The 19,487-nt window shown below is 65.0% G+C and carries 19 protein-coding genes; 8 read left to right on the plus strand and 11 right to left on the minus strand.

The annotated features are described in order from the left end of the window. Nucleotides 1-165 precede the first annotated feature (165 nt). The gene (locus BB28_RS16445; RefSeq protein WP_030094128.1) at nucleotides 166-972 is read right to left on the minus strand and encodes a DoxX family protein; all 807 of its coding nucleotides are present in this window, start codon (nucleotides 970-972) and stop codon (nucleotides 166-168) included. Nucleotides 973-1,042: 70 nt separating this feature from the next. Between BB28_RS16445 and BB28_RS16450 the strand changes: the two genes are divergently transcribed. Then, entirely contained in the window at nucleotides 1,043-2,236 is a 1,194-nt protein-coding gene (locus BB28_RS16450) for a PQQ-dependent sugar dehydrogenase (protein WP_075874272.1), read from the plus strand. A 73-nt stretch (nucleotides 2,237-2,309) separates the two neighbouring features. On the opposite strand, the gene gatB is transcribed toward BB28_RS16450, so the two are convergent. The 7 genes from gatB to gatC form a co-directional block, all read right to left on the minus strand. Further along, on the minus strand, nucleotides 2,310-3,809 hold the full coding sequence (gatB, locus tag BB28_RS16455; protein WP_046254270.1) for an Asp-tRNA(Asn)/Glu-tRNA(Gln) amidotransferase subunit GatB: 1,500 nt from the start codon (nucleotides 3,807-3,809) through the stop codon (nucleotides 2,310-2,312). Between the two features lie 141 nt (nucleotides 3,810-3,950). Further along, on the minus strand, nucleotides 3,951-4,982 hold the full coding sequence (locus tag BB28_RS16460; protein ID WP_030094131.1) for an ATP-dependent 6-phosphofructokinase: 1,032 nt from the start codon (nucleotides 4,980-4,982) through the stop codon (nucleotides 3,951-3,953). A gap of 38 nt (nucleotides 4,983-5,020) precedes the next feature. Next, nucleotides 5,021-6,517 carry a carboxylesterase/lipase family protein gene (locus tag BB28_RS16465; RefSeq protein ID WP_046254271.1) on the minus strand — a complete coding sequence of 499 codons (1,497 nt, stop codon included), beginning with the start codon at nucleotides 6,515-6,517 and terminating at the stop codon, nucleotides 5,021-5,023. Nucleotides 6,518-6,547: 30 nt separating this feature from the next. Then, entirely contained in the window at nucleotides 6,548-6,802 is a 255-nt protein-coding gene (locus BB28_RS16470) for a hypothetical protein (protein WP_126315415.1), read from the minus strand. 14 nt (nucleotides 6,803-6,816) lie between these two features. Beyond that, nucleotides 6,817-7,044: a hypothetical protein gene (locus BB28_RS16475; RefSeq protein ID WP_225421945.1), complete on the minus strand. Its 228-nt coding sequence runs from the start codon at nucleotides 7,042-7,044 to the stop codon at nucleotides 6,817-6,819. Nucleotides 7,045-7,140: 96 nt separating this feature from the next. After that, the gene (gene gatA / locus BB28_RS16480; RefSeq protein WP_046254272.1) at nucleotides 7,141-8,622 is read right to left on the minus strand and encodes an Asp-tRNA(Asn)/Glu-tRNA(Gln) amidotransferase subunit GatA; all 1,482 of its coding nucleotides are present in this window, start codon (nucleotides 8,620-8,622) and stop codon (nucleotides 7,141-7,143) included. Then, a complete protein-coding gene (gene gatC / locus BB28_RS16485) occupies nucleotides 8,619-8,927 on the minus strand; it encodes an Asp-tRNA(Asn)/Glu-tRNA(Gln) amidotransferase subunit GatC (RefSeq protein WP_030094135.1) in 309 nt (102 codons plus the stop codon). The genes gatA and gatC overlap by 4 nt, the downstream gene beginning before the upstream one ends. Before the next feature lie 43 nt (nucleotides 8,928-8,970). Between gatC and BB28_RS16490 the strand changes: the two genes are divergently transcribed. Further along, complete coding sequence (locus BB28_RS16490; RefSeq protein ID WP_030094136.1) at nucleotides 8,971-9,636, plus strand: ACT domain-containing protein; 666 nt, start codon at nucleotides 8,971-8,973, stop codon at nucleotides 9,634-9,636. An 80-nt stretch (nucleotides 9,637-9,716) separates the two neighbouring features. Next, a complete protein-coding gene (locus BB28_RS16495; RefSeq protein WP_046255912.1) occupies nucleotides 9,717-11,594 on the plus strand; it encodes an ArnT family glycosyltransferase in 1,878 nt (625 codons plus the stop codon). 8 nt (nucleotides 11,595-11,602) lie between these two features. On the opposite strand, the gene ligA is transcribed toward BB28_RS16495, so the two are convergent. Continuing rightward, complete coding sequence (gene ligA / locus BB28_RS16500) at nucleotides 11,603-13,657, minus strand: NAD-dependent DNA ligase LigA (protein WP_046254273.1); 2,055 nt, start codon at nucleotides 13,655-13,657, stop codon at nucleotides 11,603-11,605. A gap of 52 nt (nucleotides 13,658-13,709) precedes the next feature. On the opposite strand from ligA, the gene BB28_RS16505 reads away from it, so the two are divergent. The 5 genes from BB28_RS16505 (at nucleotide 13,710) to BB28_RS16525 (ending at nucleotide 17,862) form a co-directional block, all read left to right on the plus strand. Continuing rightward, the gene (locus BB28_RS16505; protein ID WP_046254274.1) at nucleotides 13,710-14,135 is read left to right on the plus strand and encodes an MmcQ/YjbR family DNA-binding protein; all 426 of its coding nucleotides are present in this window, start codon (nucleotides 13,710-13,712) and stop codon (nucleotides 14,133-14,135) included. A 173-nt stretch (nucleotides 14,136-14,308) separates the two neighbouring features. Continuing rightward, entirely contained in the window at nucleotides 14,309-15,097 is a 789-nt protein-coding gene (locus BB28_RS16510) for an Rv1815 family serine proteinase (RefSeq protein ID WP_046254275.1), read from the plus strand. Between the two features lie 381 nt (nucleotides 15,098-15,478). Further along, a complete protein-coding gene (locus BB28_RS16515; RefSeq protein ID WP_046254276.1) occupies nucleotides 15,479-16,336 on the plus strand; it encodes an Rv1815 family serine proteinase in 858 nt (285 codons plus the stop codon). A gap of 5 nt (nucleotides 16,337-16,341) precedes the next feature. Continuing rightward, on the plus strand, nucleotides 16,342-17,022 hold the full coding sequence (locus BB28_RS16520; RefSeq protein WP_046254277.1) for an Rv1815 family serine proteinase: 681 nt from the start codon (nucleotides 16,342-16,344) through the stop codon (nucleotides 17,020-17,022). Between the two features lie 18 nt (nucleotides 17,023-17,040). After that, on the plus strand, nucleotides 17,041-17,862 hold the full coding sequence (locus tag BB28_RS16525) for a crotonase/enoyl-CoA hydratase family protein (RefSeq protein WP_046254278.1): 822 nt from the start codon (nucleotides 17,041-17,043) through the stop codon (nucleotides 17,860-17,862). On the opposite strand, the gene bluB is transcribed toward BB28_RS16525, so the two are convergent. Next, on the minus strand, nucleotides 17,859-18,482 hold the full coding sequence (bluB, locus tag BB28_RS16530) for a 5,6-dimethylbenzimidazole synthase (protein ID WP_046254279.1): 624 nt from the start codon (nucleotides 18,480-18,482) through the stop codon (nucleotides 17,859-17,861). The genes BB28_RS16525 and bluB overlap by 4 nt on opposite strands. Further along, complete coding sequence (locus BB28_RS16535) at nucleotides 18,482-19,486, minus strand: uroporphyrinogen decarboxylase/cobalamine-independent methonine synthase family protein (RefSeq protein WP_064393522.1); 1,005 nt, start codon at nucleotides 19,484-19,486, stop codon at nucleotides 18,482-18,484. Before BB28_RS16535 ends, bluB begins: the two co-directional genes overlap by 1 nt. Nucleotide 19,487 lies beyond the last annotated feature (1 nt).

A 19,487-nucleotide genomic window follows, 5' to 3' on the forward strand; every position in this document is an offset into this window, starting at 1 on the left:
CGCCCATCAAGAGCGGAATTCGTCATGAAAATTCGGTTTCACACCGGATTCAGCAACAACACCGGCGGCTCATAGGCGCGCTAATCCGCCACCGAAACTACGGTTTACGCCGCATTTCTCGAGTGCGCGACACCAAATAGGACGTATCGGCGTGACAGAGGTGATCTAGGCGAGTGGGTTCGTTCCGTTGAGGAACACCCAGATGGCGGCCGCGGCACCCAGCCCCAGCAGCAGCGCGGCGAAGGAGCCCACAAATGGCCTGCGAGCCCAGCCCCTTCCGGCGTCAAACCCGTACCGACCTGGGCCGACGAGGATCACCGCGATGAGCGCGACGATCATCAACAGCTCGAACTCGTGCCCGTCGGGCCAAAAGATCGCGTACCGGTTCGCCTTGTCGGACACCATGTCGGACAGCAGCACATTGACCATGAAGGCCAGCCCGGCCGCGCCCGCCAGCGGTGTCAGCAGACCGAGAATCAGCAGGACCCCGGCGCCGAGCTCAGCGGTAACACCGACATAAGTAAGGATGTCGGCGTATTTGAAGCCGCGATCAGTCAGCGTCGATTCGAAACCATTGAGGCCGGTCCCGCCCCACCAGCCGAAAACCTTGCGCAATCCGTGGGCGATGAGCACCGCACCCACGCCGACGCGCAACAACAGCAGTCCAAGATCTTGGGTGCCGCGACGGTCGCCCGTCGGGTCTTGGGTGCCCCACGGCGCGGCATGTCGCGCCTGCACCGCCTCGGAAGATATCTGGGTGGTGGCAGGTTCGGCATAGGGCAGCGGCGCTGGATCGTACAACGGTCCAACCTCTTTCACGTCGTGGGAGCTCGTCAGCTTTTCCCCCTGGTAATGCGGGATTGCCGTGGTCTCGAAATCGCCGCCATAGGTGGCCGACGGCACATCGTCTTCAGGGTCGACCAGTTCAGGCGGCTTACGCCACACCTGCGGATCGTCCGAATGACCGGTCACGGCCCAAGAGTAAGTCCATTGGAGGCCTGAATGTGGCGAGCAACGCCGTAAGGTCCGTAATCTTGCGGGCATGCTCATTCGCTGCCGGAGCCGCAGGGCCGGCGACATCCGGCCAAATCCCGCGACGGGACCGACCAATGAGCCATCGGGGAGAAGACTGTTTGTCGGTTCGGTGGCAGCGCTGGCCGGGACGGTGACCCTGCTCTCGGGTTGCGTGCGGTTCGATCCCACCCAGGATCAGCCGTTCACCGAGGTTCCCAGCCGCGGGATAGCCCAGACCACGACCACCCCGCCGCCACCGTTGCCGGGTAAGCCGTTTCCCAAGCAGTGCGCCGCCGACGGCGTGATGCAGGGATGCCTGGAAGCCACCAGCGGCCTCATCATGGGCAGCGATGGCAAGACCGCTTTGGTCGCCGAGCGGGCGACGGGTGCCGTCAAAGAGATCGCGACGAGCGCCGAGCCGAAGGTGAAGACAACCATCCCCGTCGACCCGTCCGGGGACGGTGGACTGTCCGATATCGTGCTTTCCCCCTCATACCAGCAGGACCGGCTGATGTACGCCTACATCAGTACCCCCACCGACAACCGGGTGATTCGCATCGCGGACGGTGATGTGCCCAAGGACATTCTCACTGGAATTCCCAAGGGCCCCAACGGTAATGCCGGATCGCTGGCGTTCATCAGCCCCACCACACTGGTGGTCCAGACCGGCACCGGCGGTAATCCGGCCGCAGCCAATGATCCGAACTCTCTGGCCGGCAAGGTGATCCGCATCGAGCAGCCGACCACCATCGACCAGGCCGCACCGACCACCGCGATCAGCGGCCTCGGCGACGGCGGGGCGATGTGCGTGGACGCCGCCAACGGCGCGCTGTACGTCACCGACCGCTCGCCCGTCGGCGACCGGCTGCAAAAGCTGACCAAGGACGGCAAGATCACGACGGTGTGGACCTGGCCCGATAAACCCGGGGTCGCAGGCTGCGCCGCGTTGGACAGCTCGGTGATGGTCAACCTGGTCTTCAACCAGACCACTGTCGTGGTGCGCCAGAACCCGGAGACCGGCGCGGTCACCGGCGATCCCGAAGTGCTCCGCCAGAAAGAGCAGCACGGTCACGTGCGCGCGCTCAAGCTCTCGGCCGACGGGAATGTCTGGGGCGGTTCCATCAACAAGGACTTCGGTACCGCCACCCCCACCGAGGACGTGGTGTTCCCGCTGTTCCCGAAGGGCGGCGGATTCCCCCGCGCCAACGACGACCTGGACTGATTCCCCGCCGACTGTCGACTTTTCGCGATACTCACTCGCACTGTGCCGCGAGAAGTCGACAGTCAGCGTGTGATTAGGCCTGGCCGCAGGCCTTCAGCACCAAATCCTTGACCAGCGCGGCGTCGGCCTGTCCCCTGGTGGCCTTCATCACCGCACCGACGATGGCGCCCGCGGCCGCCACCTTGCCGTCGCGGATCTTCTGCGCGACATCGGGGTTGGCCTCCAATGCCTCATCGACGGCGGCCTGGATCACCGAATCGTCGCGCACCACGGTCAACCCGCGGGCAGTCATTACCTGCTCGGGCTCGCCCTCTCCGGCCAGCACACCGTCGACCACCTGACGCGCCAACTTGTTGGACAGCTTGCCGTCGTTGATCAACGCGGCAACAGCGGCCACCTGCTTTGGCGTGATGGGAAGGTCAGCCAGCTCGACCTCACGCGAATTGGCTTGCTGGACGAGATAGTTGCCCCACCACGAGCGCGCTTCCTCGCTGCTGGCCCCCTCGACGACGGTGGCCTGTACGAGTTCGACGGCGCCGTTGTTCACCAGATCGCGCATCACCTCGTCGGAGACGCCCCATTCCTGCTGGATGCGCCCCAACCGCAGCCAGGGCAGCTCCGGCAGGGTGCCCCGTAGGCGCTCGATCAGCTCGCCGCTCGGCGCGACGGGTTCCAGGTCGGGCTCTGGGAAGTAGCGGTAGTCCTCGGCCGTCTCCTTGCGGCGCCCCGCACTGGTAGAGCCGTCCTGCTCCAGGAAGTGCCGGGTTTCCTGAATGACGTCCTCACCCGCATCCAGAACAGCTGCCTGACGCCGCATCTCGTAACGCACCGCCACTTCGACGCTCTTGAGTGAGTTGACGTTCTTGGTCTCGGTACGGGTGCCAAACTCGTCGGCGCCGGTGGGCATCAGCGACACATTCGCATCGCAGCGCATGGACCCGTGATCCATGCGCACATCGGAAACATCCAACGCGCGCAACAGGTCCCGCAGCGCAGTGACGTAGGCGCGGGCGATCTCCGGAGCTCGTTCCCCGGTGCCCTCGATGGGCTTGGTGACGATCTCGACAAGTGGCACGCCCGCCCGGTTGTAGTCGAGCAGGGATTCGGTGGCCCCGGAGATGCGGCCGGTCTCGCTGCCGATATGCGTCAGCTTGCCGGTGTCCTCCTCCATGTGGGCGCGCTCGATCTGCACCCGCCAGGTGGTGCCGTCTTCGAGCGGGACGTCCAGGTACCCGTTGAACGCGATCGGCTCGTCGTACTGAGAGATCTGGTAGTTCTTCGGCTGGTCCGGGTAGAAGTAGTTCTTGCGGGCGAACCGGCCCCACGGGGCGATCTCACAGTTCAGCGCCAGCCCGATACGGATGGCCGATTCGACGGCCTTCTCGTTGACCACCGGCAACGAGCCCGGCAGCCCCAGACAGACGGGGCAGATCTGGGTGTTCGGCTCCGCGCCGAATGTGGTGGGGCAGCCGCAGAACATCTTGGTGGCCGTGGACAGTTCGACGTGGACCTCCATGCCGAGCACCGGCTCGTATCGGGTCAGCACATCGTCGTAGTCCAGCAGTTCTGTCATGCTGCGATCCTAATAGGTCGGCTTTGCCGCCCGAGGGCTGAGCTGGCCGTCCCGAACAGGCCCCTCCGTCGAGCGCATACCGCACGGAGGTGAATCGCGTGAATCATCCACACCAGGTATGCGCTCGGCGAACCTGCCCGATCAGCCGAAGAAGGCCGCAGCGTCCTCGTAGCGGTTTTTGGGGACCAGCTTGAGATGACGGGTGGCCTCGGACAAGGGCACCCGTCCGATGTCCTGGCCCCGCAACGACACCATCACCCCATACTCACCGGCATGGGCGGCATCCGCGGCGTTCACTCCGAATCGGGTGGCGAGCACCCTGTCGAACGGTGTCGGGGTGCCGCCGCGCTGCACATGGCCCAGCACGGTGGTGCGCACCTCCTTGTTGATGCGCTTCTCGATTTCCACACCCAGCTGCTGCGCCACTCCGGTAAACCGCTGATGCCCGAACTCGTCAATTCCGCCGTCGCGTAACTCCATTGAGCCCTCGGCCGGCTTGGCGCCCTCTGCCACCACACAGATGAAATGCGAATCCCCACGCTGGAAGCGGCCTTTGATGAGTCGACACACCTCTTCCACGTCGTACGGCACTTCGGGAATCAATGTCATGTGCGCGCCGGAAGCCAGTCCGGAGTGCAGGGCGATCCAGCCCGCGTGCCTGCCCATCACTTCCACCAGCATGACGCGCTGATGCGATTCGGCTGTGCTGTGCAACCGATCGATGGCGTCGGTAGCGATGGTCAGCGCGGTATCGAACCCGAAAGTGACATCGGTGCAATCGATGTCGTTGTCGATCGTCTTGGGCACCCCGACCACGGGGACATTCTCGTCGGCGAGCCAGCTCGCCGCGGTGAGCGTGCCCTCCCCACCGATCGGGATGAGCACATCGATCCCGTTGTCGTCGAGGGTCTGCTTGATCTGGTCCAGCCCGGCACGCAGCTTGTCGGGATTGGTGCGGGCGGTGCCCAGCACCGTGCCGCCCTTGGTCAGCAGCCGGTCGTTGCGGTCGTCGTTGGCCAGCTGGATGCGCCGGTTCTCCAACAGACCGCGCCAGCCGTCCTGAAATCCCACGACCTGCGAGTCGTAGCGGTTGGCACAGGTCCGTACGACCGCCCTGATGACGGCGTTCAGCCCGGGACAGTCGCCGCCACCGGTAAGCACTCCGATACGCATAGGCCCCATCATGCCCGTGACATGGCCGGGCGGCAGCGCTACGACGCCTTCGGTGGACGCTGCGGGGCGCTCAGCGTGAACCCCGCCCACACATCACGGCGGTCGACGCCGAGGTTCTTCTCGACGCATGTCACGCGGTCGAAGACCATCACCGGCCAGTCCGATCCTCGGTATGTCGGCCAGTCCTCGCTCGGAACACCGTTGCGCGCGAACGCCACCCAGCGCTCTTGCACATCGTCGACCACCCGCGAGGCATCACGATGAGTAAAGCTCCCCGCCAAGAGCGGTCCGGCCGGACCACGGTAATTGCCGAAGACCGCGAGCAACTCGGTGGCATGCGAGCCGTTCAGGCCGGCGGCCCGCACGGGCCAGGGCGCGTAGTCGAACTGGTACACGTAAACCGGTGCGAATTGCTGATGCGCCCGGGCGATCCGCCACACCGAAGAGGTAAAGAACATGTCTCCAGCCAGCCGCAACCGGGCTTCCTTCGATGGATATCCCGGGTAAGCGCCAACAATCCGCTCGAGATACCCAGGGCCTCCGCGCGCAAGAATCTCCAGCTGTTCGGCTTCGGATAACGGCATCACCTTGATGGCCTTGGTGAAAAGCCTGGCTTCATCGGCGTTACTTCCGATGATCAGCGGAACTCGTTGCGCATCACCGCGTTCGATGGCATCGACGGGAGCGCTCGGCAAGTAGTCGCCATCGACCGAAGGCCCGAATGGAAATCCACCCTCGGCGATCAACTTGCGCTGTGCACGCAGGAGCTGCCGCGGCGAGGCGTTCATGACCGTCTCGGCAGCGTTATCAGGGCCAGCCCCAAGCAGTTCGGCGAATCGCCGGGCCTCATGCGCGATCGTGTCGGCGCCGGCGGCCAGGCCACTGGCGGTGCTTTGGATGATCGCGCGGTGGAACAACCCCGCAGCGGCGGGGGTGGTCATCAGCGTCTCGACGGCGCTGGCGCCGGCACTCTCGCCGAAGATGGTCACATTGTCCGGATCTCCGCCGAAGGCCCGGACATTGTCGCGAACCCACTGCAGGGCCAGCACGAGATCACGCAGGTACACGTTGCTTTCGATGACGTGCTCGGCATCGGACAGCGAGGACAGATCGAAGGCGCCCAGCGCCCCCACGCGATAGTTGGCCGATACATAGACGCATCCGCGACGCGCCAGTATCGATCCCTCGTAGGGAGGCGAGGCACTGGCACCGAGGAAATACCCACCGCCGTAGATGTAGAACATCACCGGTAACGGACCGTCGGGTAGTTCCTCCGGCGTCACCACGTTGAGTGTCAGACAGTTCTCGCTGCGACGTTTCTGCGGGGTGAACACCTTGGGCTGGTAGGGCACCGCACCGAATCTCGTGCAGCGCCGGACGCCCTCCCAGGGCTGCACGGGACGCGGCGCCTTAAGCCGCAGCGGCCCTACCGGCGGTTCGGCATAGGGGATTCCCCGGAAACGGCGCATTCCACGCCGCACAAAGCCTTCAACAATGCCGCTGTTGACTTGCACTCGCTTCGGCGCCGCTGCCACGGATGCCAACCTAGCTCCCGCCGCGGGTGGTCACCGCCCCGGGCGCACTGCCGTGGGGCCTGGCCTGGTTGTCACGATGGTGGCCTGCGGTGGCGCGTTCCCCGGATCAGGCGCCGATGACAAGTGATTGTCGCCGGGAGCGAGACAGTCGGGCTCCGTCGATCCGCTGCACGCGGCCGGTTTCACCTGCACTACCGCCTGCGGGGCCTCGATGCGGCTCGTCACCACCACTCCAGCCAGAACGGCCGCGCATGCACCGGCCGCGGCCATCCGACGTATCGACATCCTCGTCATGCTGGTCACGCTCGCGGCAAGACTGTGCTGGGGCGTGTCTTTGTCTGCGGGATGGTCGCCCGCGGCACCATGTTGCCGGGGTTCGGTCGCGCCGTCAGATGAGGATCGCCGGAGTGATCGCAGGTGGTATCGGTCTGCACCGAGCACTGGATCTTCGTCTGCGGCGTCGCGGGAACGGATTGCGAAATCACCAACGCCGCCGGCACCGCTGCCACCACGCTGACGGCGATCACTGCACCACTGCACCAGGCCATCATATGCATATATGCAAATATGACAGCTCTTGCTGCCCTGGAAGGGCCGGATCCCTACTAATTGCCTGTGAATCTCTACAGTGCGGACGGCAGCGGCCCACGCGCCGTCTCATACGCCGCCCCGACCCGATACAGCCGGTCGTCGGCGAGGGCGGGCGCCATGATCTGCAGACCCACCGGCAGCCCGTCGTCGGCCGATAGTCCCGAGGGCACCGACATTCCGCAATGGCCGGCCAGATTCAGCGGCAGCGTGCACAGGTCGAACTGGTACATGGCCAGCGGGTCGTCGACCTTCTCCCCCAACCGGAACGCGGTCGTGGGCGTCGCCGGGGTGACCAGCACATCAACCTGTTCGTAGGCCTGCTCCAGGTCGCGCTTGATCAGGGTGCGCACCTTCTGTGCCCGGCCGTAATAGGCGTCGTAGTACCCGGCCGATAGCGCATAGGTGCCGATCATGATGCGCCGCTTGACCTCTGGGCCAAAGCCCGCGGCCCGGGTGAGCGCCATGACTTCCTCGGCGCTGTGCGTTCCGTCGTCGCCGACGCGCATCCCGTACCGCATGGCATCGAACCGAGCCAGGTTGGAGGACACCTCCGACGGCAGGATCAGGTAGTACGCCGGAAGTGCGTATTCGAAGTGCGGACAGGACACCTCCACCACGTCGGCACCCAACGCGGTGAGCCGCTCGACGGCCGCATCGAAAGACGCCATCACACCCGGCTGGTACCCATCACCACGCAACTGTGAGACCACACCGACGCGTACGCCCTTGAGGTCGCCGGCAGCCCCGGCACGAGCAGCGGCCACCACATCGGGGACCGGTTCGTCGACCGAGGTGGAGTCGCGCGGGTCATGTCCGGCGATTACCTGGTGCAGCAGTGCGGTATCCAAAACCGTACGTGCACAAGGTCCACCCTGATCCAGCGATGACGCGCAGGCCACCAGGCCGTACCGCGACACGGTGCCATAGGTGGGCTTGACCCCGACGGTGGCGGTGAGAGCCGCGGGCTGACGGATGGAGCCGCCGGTGTCGGTACCGATGGCCAGCGGTGCCTGGAAGGCGGCCAGCGCGGCCGCGCTACCGCCGCCCGAGCCACCCGGCACGCGCTCGGTGTCCCACGGATTGCGGGTGGGGCCGTACGCGGAGTTCTCGGTGGAGGAGCCCATCGCGAACTCGTCCATGTTCGTCTTGCCCAGGATCGGGATCCCGGCCTCGCGCAGCCGAGCGGTCACCGTCGCGTCGTAGGGCGGAACCCAGTTCTCCAGAATCTTCGACCCACACGTGGTCGGCATGTCCCGGGTGGTGAAGACGTCCTTGAGCGCCAAGGGAACACCGGCCAGGGCCGATGCGGGCTGATCGCCACGTGCGATGGCGTCGTCGGCATCCTTGGCGGCGGCAAGGGCCTGCTCCCCCGCCACGTGCAGGAATGCGCGGTAGGTCTCGTCGGTACTGGCGATCTGATCCAGATGCGCACGCGTCACCTCAACGGATGACACTTCGCCGGAATGAATCAGCGTCGCCAGCGATGCTGCATCCTGCCTGATCAGGTCGGTCACTCTTCTTCTCCCAGGATCTGCGGAACCGCGAAACGTCCCTCGGCCACCCGAGGAGCCTGAGCCAGCGCCTCATCAGGGGTCAGGCAGTCGGCGATCACATCCGGGCGTGTGACATTTACCGCATCAAGCGGAGAACTCGTCGCATCGACCTCGTCGAGCTCATCGGTGGACACGGCACTGATCTGGCTGACGTGGCCGAGGATCGCGTCGAGTTGCCCCGCGTATCCATCCAGCTCAGCGTCGGTCAGCGCAAGCCGGGCCAATCTGGCCAGGTGCGCGACCTCGTCACGGGATATGGCGCTCACGGCTAGATAGCCTAGAGGGCGGCCGTACCTGACCTGTGCCACAGTGTTGGACGTGCCGTCCTATCTGCTGCGCTTACAACTTGCCGACCGACCCGGAAGTCTGGGATCGGTCGCCGTCGCGCTCGGCACGGTGGGTGCGGACATCCTGTCCCTCGACGTCGTCGAGCGCGGTCCCGGGTATGCCATCGATGACCTGGTCATCGACCTGCCACCCGGTTCCATGCCCGACTCGTTGATCACCGCCGCCGAGGCCTTGAACGGGGTGCATGTGCATTCCATCCGCCCGCACACCGGGCTGCTGGAGGCACACCGCGAGCTGGAACTGATCGACAGAGTGGCCGCCGCCGCGTCATCCGCCCGCCTGGAAGTGCTCGCCCAGGAGGCCCCACACGTGCTGCGCGCGAACTGGTGCACCGTGGTGCGGCAGGAAGGCAGTGGCTTCATTCGGGTGGCGGGCAGCGCCGGTGCCCCGGAAACACAGGCCACCGCCGCCCCGTGGCTACCGCTGAGCCGGGCCCAGGTCCTGGAAACCGCTGCCGAATGGGTGCCGCAGCTGTGGAAGGACATGGACACCACGCTTGCCGCCGCGCCACTGGGGTCCAGCGACACCGCCGTGGTCCTCGGCCGTCCCGGCGGCCCGGAGTTTCGGCCCTCGGAGGTGGCCCGCCTCGGCTATCTGGCGGGGATCGTCGCCACCTTGGTGCGATAGCGGCCTGTTCACAGGAACGGCACAGCCAATTCCCTGAGTCGCCCTGCACACTCACTGGCGTGACTGACATCGACGCGTCCATGAGCCAGACTCGTGAACGGCTCATCTTCGCTGCCATTCTGTTGACGATCACCGTGGTGTACCTCTGGGACATCAGCCACAACGGGTGGTCCAACACCTTCTATGCGGCGGCCGTGCAATCAGGCAGTGAAAGCTGGAAGGCTTGGTTCTTCGGGAGCTTCGATCCGCAGAACTACGTGACGGTCGACAAGCCCGCCGGTGGTTTGTGGTTGATGGGATTGTCCGCCAGGATCTTTGGTTTTTCCAGCGCCAGCATGCTGATCCCGCAGGCCATCCTCGCGATCGTCAGCGCCGCACTGATTCGCGCAACGGTACGGCGGCAGGCCGGACCGAGTGCCGGCCTGCTCGCGGCGGCCCTGTTCGCTCTCATCCCGGTGGTCTCGGTGATGTTCCGGCATTCCAATCCCGACGCACCCATGGTGTTTGGCATGGTGGTGGCCGCATACTTCACCACGCGTGCAATCGATTCCGAGCGCTCACGCAGTGCTGCCGGCTGGCTGGCGCTCGCCGGAGTCGGTATCGGGTTCGCGTTCCTGTGCAAGACACTCGAAGGTCTACTCGTGGCTCCGGCCCTGCTCCTGGCCTATCTGGTGTCCACGAAATGGCCTTGGAAGACAACGCTTATGCATCTTCTGGGTGCGGCCGGCGCCCTCTTGGCCGCATCGGGTTGGTGGATGGCCGCCGTCGCGCTGACCCCGGCAGCCAGTCGCCCCTACGTCGACAACTCCACCGACAACAGTGAATGGACGCTGGCGGTTGGTTACAACGGCCTGGACCGCCTGCTCGGTGACAACTCGAACGGGATGGGCGGCGGCCGGGGAAGTGGTCCCTCGTTCTCGGGCACCCCGGGCATCTTCCGACTGTTCCAGGACACCCAGGCCGATCACATCGCATGGCTGCTTCCCACTGCGTTCATCGCGCTGATCCTCGGACTTGTCATCGTCAGCAGGACGCCGCAGACCGCAGGCTGGTTGGGCCGCCTGCGCACCATCACCACCCATCCCGCGGGAGCAGGCCTGGTTTTGTGGGGCACCTGGATGGTGTCCAACTACGTGGTCCTCAGTTACATGGCCAAACAATTCCACCCCTACTACACCTCGGCCATGGCCCCTGCCATCGCCGGTTCGCTGGCCATCGGCACGGTGCTGTTGTGGCGGCATCGGTCCGAGCCCATCGGCAAGTTCGGGCTGAGCGCGCTCACGCTCAGTGCCACCGTCATGGCCTTCGTACTACTGCGGCGCATACCGACCTGGCTGCCCTGGCTGCGCTGGCTTCTGCTGATCGGCGGGATCCTCGCGGCCGTTGCCCTCGCCCTTAGCGCACTCGAACGTAACGTGCGCCTGCGCTATGCCATTGCCGGACTGGCCCTTGCAGTTTCATTGGGAGGCTCGCTCGCGTTCACCATCGCCAATGTGACCACCCCGAAGGTCGGGGGGCTCTCGACGTCCGGCCCGGCGATCGCCAACGAGGAGAAGTTCGGCGGCCAGGCACCCACGCCGCTGGATCCGGCACTGGCCGCGTTGATCAAGGATTCGGGCGCCAGATGGCCGGTGGCGACGACCAACACCCGCACCGCCGCTCCCATTCAGTTGGAGACCAACGCACCCGTGATGGCGATCGGCGGATTCTCCGGCCGCGACAACCCCATCACGCTGCAGCAGTTCATCGATTACACGCAGGATGGCACCGTCCAGTTCTATGCCGAATCCGTCAAGGATAAGGACAAAGACAAGGAGCAGGACAAACCGCAACCACAGAAGGACGGCGACACCAAGCGGGTGGCCGATGATGTCCAGAAGTGGGTCGAAACCCACTTCTCCTCAAAGGATTACGGCGACCTACGAGTATTCGATCTGTCGGTTCCGCCGAAACCCTAGGGGCAGTTTCACGCTGAGTCGGCGGGAGGCCCGTCGGCCAGCAATGCCCGGAAGCCGTCCTCGTCGAGGATGGTCACGCCCAGCTCAACGGCCTTGTCGTACTTGGATCCCGGCGCATCGCCGACGACGACGAACGCCGTCTTCTTGGACACCGAACTCGCGGACTTGCCGCCCCGGGCGATGATGGCCTCCTTCGCCTCATCACGCGAAAACCCTGGGAGTGAACCGGTTACGACGATCGACAAGCCTTCGAGATTGCGCGGTATCGACTCATCACGTTCATCGGCCATCCGAACACCCGCGGCGCGCCATTTGTCGACGATGGCGCGATGCCAGTCGACGGTGAACCAATCCACCACCGCCGCGGCAATCGTGGCACCCACCCCCTCGACGGCGGCCAGCTGTTCGACAGAGGCTCCCTCGATGGCTTCCAATTCACCGAACTCGGTGGCCAGCGCGCGCGCCGCCGTCGGACCGACGTGGCGGATCGAGAGCGCCACCAACACACGCCACAGCTGTTGCTGTTTCGCCTTGTCCAGGTTCTCCAGCAGCCGACTTCCGTTGGCGGACAATGACCCATTCTTGGTCTTGAACAGGTCGGTGCGCAGCAGGTCCTCGGCGGTGAGGCTGAACAGGTCTCCCTCATCCTCGATGACCCCTGCCGAAAGCAGGGCAATGGCCGCCTCATAACCGAGTGCCTCGATATCGAAGGCACCACGCCCTGCCACGTGGAATACCCGCTCACGCAGCTGGGCCGGGCAGCTTCGCGAATTCGGGCAGCGAATATCGGCGTCGCCCTCCTTCTCATGAGCCAGTACGGTGCCGCATTCGGGACAGGTTGTGGGCATGACGAATTCGCGTTCAGACCCGTTCCGCAGATCGGCGACCGGACCCAGAACTTCCGGGATGACGTCCCCGGCCTTACGGATCACCACAGTGTCGCCAATCAACACGCCCTTGCGTTTGACCTCGGATGCGTTGTGCAGGGTCGCCAACGACACCGTGGATCCGGCCACCTTGACGGGGGTCATGTACGCGAAGGGGGTAACCCGTCCGGTCCGGCCCACGCTCACCCGGATGTCGAGCAGTTCGGTGGTCGCCTCCTCGGGCGGGTACTTGTAGGCGATGGCCCAGCGCGGTGCGCGCGAGGTGCTGCCCAGGCGGCGTTGCAGCGCCACCGTGTCGACCTTCACGACGAGTCCGTCGATCTCGTGTTCCACATCATGGCGATGCTCGGCCCAATAGTTGACGCGTTCCTGAACCTGCGCAATGCCCCGCACCTTGGTGGTGTGGGTAGAGACAGGTAATCCCCACTGCCCCAAAGCCAAATAAGCCTCATGCAGGCTCTCCGGAGCGAACCCCTCGGCGCGGCCAAGCCCGTGGCAGATCATCCGCAGCCGCCGCCTGGCCGTGATGGCCGGGTTCTTCTGGCGCAGGCTGCCCGCGGCGCTGTTGCGCGGATTGGCGAACGGCGGCTTGCTCTCCTCCACCAGCGAGGCATTCAACGCCTCGAAATCCTCCAGCCGGAAGAAAACCTCACCACGCACCTCCAAGAGTGCGGGTATCGGGTATTCCTTTGAGGCCGTGAGCCTTTCCGGTACATCCTCGATGGTCCTGGCGTTCAGGGTGACATCCTCGCCGCTGCGGCCATCGCCGCGCGTCGCGCCGCGCACCAGCACGCCGTTCTCATACACCAACGAAAGTGCGACCCCGTCGATCTTCAGCTCGCACAGGTATTCCGGTTCTTCCCCGATATCGCCGCGCACGCGGGCATCCCAGGCCGTCAACTCCTCTGAACTGAATGCGTTGTCCAGACTGAGCATTCGCTCCAGGTGGTCAGCCGATCCGAATTCGGTGACAAACCCTGCTCCACCCACCAGCTGCGTGGGTGAGTCCGGGGTCTGCAACTCGGGATACTGCGCTTCCAGCGCCTCGAGCTCCTTCAAGAGGCGATCGAACTCGCCGTCGGAGACGACCGGGGCGTCCTTGACGTAGTAGCGGAACTGGTGCCCACGCACCTCGTCGGCAAGCTCACGCCACTGGCGCTGCACGTCAGGATCCACATCGGCAGGCTAACCCACCCGCCCGACAGTCCCCGAACCCTACGATGGGCCCATGGGCACGCATCCCATCATGTTCACCGAGGACGATCCCGGCCTGACGGAACTTCGCCAGTTGGCACTCGCACTACCCGAGGCTGCCGAACAGATCTCCTGGGGCCGGCCCGTCTTCAAAGCCGGCAAGATCTTCGCGATGTTCGGCGGCAACGCCAAAGGAGACGCCAAGGGCGAGATGATCGCCTACCCGTATTCCGTGCTGGTCAAGGTGGATGATTCCGAGCGCCCCGCACTCCTCCAGGACGAGCGCTTCTACTACCCGGCGTACATGGGGCCCTACGGCTGGCTGGGGCTCGACTTCAGCACCGCCGATGTGGACTGGGATGAGGTCGCCGAGCTGCTCGATGCGTCCTACCGATTGATCGCCACCAAGCGGCTGATCAAGTTGCTCGATCAGCGTCCGACGGTTGGCCCTGATCGTTAGCCAGGGCTCAGCACCTCTGCAGCGGCGCCGATCTTTTGACAAAGTTGGTGATCTCATTGAGAATTTGCTAACTCACCGACAAAACCTGGTGGGTGGATGATCATAGATTACTCAGAAGAGTCAAAATTGCTTCACTGGCACTGAGGCGCTTGGCGAAACACAGGGGGTTACCAATGTTCGGTATTGCTGGCAGATTCCCACCGGCGACGGCTCCGTCGGCCCTGCTGGTGGCGGCAGCACTGATATGGACTGTGCCCACCGCCGCAACCGCGCACGCGGACGCGCCGCTGGTGTATCCCGGCATGAGAATCAACCAGGGCACACAGAGTTGCACACTGGGCTTCGTCGATCCAGGCGCTCGGATCGGGCTTACCGCGGGGCATTGCGCACTCGACTCAGACGGGCCAGTCTACGACGACAGCGGCAACCGCGTCGGCACTGCGGACATCGCACACTTCAAGCCCACCCCGCAGGACAAGAGCTTCGCCGAGCAACCCCCCATCGACTACGAGGGCATTGCCTTTTACGAGGACATACCAATCAACAACGTGCTTCCCAACGGCCTTGTCCTGGAATCCAATCCAAAAATCGTGCCGGCAATTGGCATGCCGGTGTGCCGTAGCGGTGTCACCACCGGGGAAGCGTGCGGGGTCATCCTCGAGACCACTGACAGCCTCTTGGTCATCGACGGGCTTCCCGCCGACCACGGTGACTCCGGCAGTCCGGTCTATGCCATCACCGAGCCTGGCCGCGCGGCAATCGTGGGGATTACCACCGAAGTGCTAACCAGCAAGTCAACGGGCCAGCGGGCAACGATGGCGATCTCCTGGCGGGCAATTTGGCGTCAGATCAAGAGCGATATCGACCGGGTGGGACACGCGGATATGCCACCGGACTCACCCAAGAACGCCCGCGAGCCGGCGGAAGACGTTCCCGCCGAACCGCCGACCAGCGATGTCTGACTCGATGAGCGCGCGGGACGGTGCACGCCTGGGCAGCTGTGGTCCCGCCGGACGGGATCGACGTTCGCTCGTCGACACGCGGCGCAAACTCGAGCGACCCCTCATACATCACAAGTGGCGAATTCTCATCCTGCGCGCATGACCTTCAACAGCGCATGATGTGCGAGTATTGGCAATCCTCCCGGACGCTGTCGCCCATTCGCATCGCAAAGACAGAAAAGAAGGGGCTGTCAGGGCAACCCATTACCTGAGCACGGTTCCCCCGCCAGTCCACCACCAATTCGCATAGGCTCGTAGCGACACGGAGAGTCGTGCCGCGTGCTCTCCTAACACTGGTCGGGGCTTTATTGACGGTGAACGTGGCAGACAGAGAGCTACGGCGTGACCAGTGTCGGCGACAACGGTCGACGGACCGAACCGCGGGGACGGTTCCCGGTGTGGGCCGCGGCCCTCATCGTGTTGTGCGGTCTTGGCCTCGCGAACCCGGCTGCCGCACATGCGGACCCGCTGATTTATCCAGGTATGGAGATCATCCAGCGCCCACCCGGTAAGGAATCACTGAGCTGCACCCTTGGCTTCGTGGATCCTGCTGCGCGCGTGGGTGTCACCGCGGGTCACTGTGGCGGCAATGGGCCGGTGTTCACCAGTGACGGCGTGCGCATCGGTCAGCTCGCCGTGGCCCAGTCCAACATAAAGCCCGAAGGACCGTTGTCCCGCGACGACTACCGAATCGACTACGAGGGCATCGCCTTCGACGAGGGCGTGCCGATTAACAACGTGCTGCCCAACGGGCTGCGGCTCGGGGTCGACCCGGCAGTCGTTCCCCGCGATGGCCTGGCGGTGTGCCGGGTGGGAATCACCACCGGCGAGGCGTGCGGTGCCATCGCCGGTTTCGGTAATGGCTGGTTCCTCGTCGACGGCCTGCCCGCCGACCACGGCGACTCCGGTAGTGCCGTGTACACCGTCACCTCTCCCGGCAACGCCGCCATCGTCGGCATCGTGAGCGCGCGCTTCACCGCCAATCAGACCCGCCGGGAGTCCACCGTGGCGTTGTCCTGGCCCACGGTGCAACAGCAGATCCGAAATGACATTGCGGCGGCCGCGAGCCGCCCCGAGGTCGCGAGCCCCGTGGCCATCAATCCGCAGGCACCGCCCAATCCGCAGGCGCCGCCGATGGTCCTGCCTCCCGCGCCCTCCGATGACCGCCCGTCCGGTCCCGCGAGAATGGTTGTCCCCTAGCCCTCATGCGCCCGTTTTTCTGGATAACGACCATCGTCGCTGTGTTGTGCGCGCTTCCCGTAGCCAACCCCGCGTCGGCTCATGCTGACCCGCCGCTGGTGTATCCCGGCATGCTCATCTATCAGGGCTCGCTGAGCTGCACGCTCGGGTTCGTCGATCCCGGGCTTCGGGTGGGCATCACGGCCGGGCACTGCGTCAACGGCGACGGGATCGTTCGCAATGGAGACTTCGCGGCGATAGGACACAAGATCCTCGCCCACGACAACCGTCCCCCTGAGGGCCCGGTCTACGAGAACGAATACACCATCGACTACGAAGCGATCTCGATCGATGACGGATTGCCCGTCAACGATGTCATGGCCAACGGTCAACGGCTCGAACGCGATGACTCGGTTACTCCCGATATTGGAATGCCGGTCTGCCGCACCGGCTTCACCACAGGCGATGCGTGTGGATCGGTAACCCGACTTGGCAACGGCTGGTTCAGGTTTAACGGTCCGGTGATCGCCAAGGGCGATTCGGGAGGCCCGGTGTACACCCATGTTGGCGACCGCACCGTGCTCGTCGGCATCATTCGCGGTTTCATGACAAGCCAGTCCGGAGACGACGTGCAGTCCTGGGCAATGTCCTGGCAGTCGGTGATCAAGCAGCTCCGCGAGGACCGCAAGGGTCTGCTGCCCGCCTGAACCCGTAGGCTCACGCACATGAGCGACTGGAAAGCCTTCACCGTCGAGACCACGGGGCACATCGCCCAGGTCACCCTCATCGGGCCCGGTAAGGGCAATGCGATGGGACCCGATTTCTGGCGGGAACTGCCGCTGATCTTCACCGAACTCGACGCCGACCCGGAGATACGGGCGATCGTGCTCGCGGCCGCCGGCTCCCATTTCAGTTACGGGCTGGACCTGGCCGCGATGGCGGGCACCTTCATGCCGCTGCTGGCCGATAAGGCGCTGGCCAGGCCGCGCACCGAGTTCCTCGACGAGATACGGAGGCTGCAGGCCTCAGTGACCGCCGTAGCAGCCTGCCGCAAGCCCGTGATCGCCGCGGTGCAGGGCTGGTGCATCGGTGGGGGCGTCGACCTCATCGCGGCCGCCGATATCCGGTATGCAAGTGCCGAGGCGAAGTTCAGTGTGCGCGAGGCAAAGGTCGCGATTGTCGCCGATATTGGCTCGCTGCATCGTCTTCCACCGATCATCGGTGATGGCCACCTGCGTGAACTGGCCTTCACCGGCAAGGACATCGATGCCGCTCGGGCCGAGAAGATCGGTCTCGTCAACGATGTGTTCGACACCCCCGAGGCAACGCTGGAGGCCGCGCATGCCACCGCTGCCGAGATCGCGGCCAACCCCCCGCTGGTGGTGCAGGGCGTCAAAGACGTGCTGGGCCGCGAGCGCGAAAGCGTGGTTGCCGACGGCCTCAAGTACGTGTCCACCTGGAACGCCGCCTTCCTGCCGTCGGAGGACTTGCAGGAAGCCATCGGTGCGGTCTTCGAGAAGCGGGAACCCGACTTCAAGGGACGCTAGGTCTCTCGGTAGCGGCCCCAGTGCACGGCGTCTTCCAACGGACGCCCGCTGCGCCAGCCGAATCGTTCCAGATCGGGCCGCTCGGCGAACTCACGCACCGGCCCGACGCACAACCAGGCGATCGGTCTGATGTGCGTTGGCGCGCCGATTAATTCGGCCAGGAACTGTTCTTCATAGAACGACACCCAGCCGACGCCGATCCCTTCGGTGACCGCGGCGAGCCACAGGTTCTGGATCGCGAGCACCGCCGAAAACAGGCCCGCATCGGCAATGGTGTGCCGCCCCAAGACATGCGGACCACCACGGCCGTGATCGTAGGTGACCACCACCCCGGTACCGCTTTCGCAGATTCCCTCAATCTTGATGGGATCGAAGGTCTTTCGCCGCTCTGAGGGGAGGCTGTCCGCGAATCGCTCACGCTGCTCGGCAACATGGGCCGCGAAGTTCTCCAGAACCTCGGAATCGCGCACCACCACGAAATCCCAGGGCTGGCTGTTCCCCACGCTGGGCGCGCGATGCGCGGCCTGCAGCAGCTTCATCAACGTCGCATCGTCGATGACCTCTCCGGTGAACTCCGCGCGTACGTCCCGGCGGGTAGCGATGGCCTGGTAGACGTCCATCACAGCGCGTCCGGGTCGGCATCGATCAGATCGCTGACCTTGCGCGTCAATTCGGTTGCCCTGCGCGCCCACGGGAGATCGGCTCCGGCAAGGCCGCACCCGGCACTGATGCCGATGCGATCCCGCAGCACCGCGCGCCCGAAGCCCAGTTTGTCGGCGAGCGCCGCGGTACTGGTCGCCAGCACGTCCGATGAGATGGGCACGGCGGGCGGAAGGGAGGGAATCACACCGAGTAGCGCCACCTTGCCCGTGTCCAGCACCGAAGCCAGCCCATCGAGTGCCTGCGCATCCGCCACGTACGCGGCATCCACCGCGACCCCACGAATATCGGCGCCCCGCAAGAGCTCCCAAGGAGGGTCGGCCGCACAGCAATGCACCACCAGTTCACCACCCACCGCGGCAGCGCACTGGTCCAACAGAGCCGTCGCCGTCGCCGTGTCGACGGGATGCACCGGTGAGAACATGCTGGTTCCAGACAGTCTGCCGTCCAGTGCGGCGGGCAGCGAGGGTTCGTCGACCTGCACCAGTACGGGAACACCGAGTCGACGAGAAAGCGTGGCTTGATGCTGCGCAAGCCCTTCCGCCAGAGATGCCGTCAGGTCTCGCACCGCTCCGGGGTCGGTGATCGCGCGATGACCGTTGGCGAGTTCTAATTGTGCGGCGAGCGTCACCGGCCCCGGACCCTGCACCTTCACCGCGCGTTCGCTCCCCCGATGCCCGCCACGCTCCCACTCCTCTTCGAGTGCGTCCATGTCCTCGTCCAGGAATCCTCGCGCGCGCCGGACCACCGCGCCGGGCCGGGCGGTCGTCCGGTAACCGGTAGGTGAGACGTCAAGGGCGATATCGACCAGCAGTGCCGCGGCCCGGCCGATCAGATCGGCGCCCACTCCGCGCGCGGGCAGCTCCACGAGGTGAGGCAGCGATAGCTCGGCCACCACGATCTCGGTCGCGGCTCGCACCTGTAACCCCGGCCAAGAGCCGAGGCCAGTTCCCTTCGCCCACATG

The sequence above is a fragment of the Mycobacteroides chelonae CCUG 47445 genome, assembly GCF_001632805.1.
GTDB lineage: Bacteria > Actinomycetota > Actinomycetes > Mycobacteriales > Mycobacteriaceae > Mycobacterium > Mycobacterium chelonae.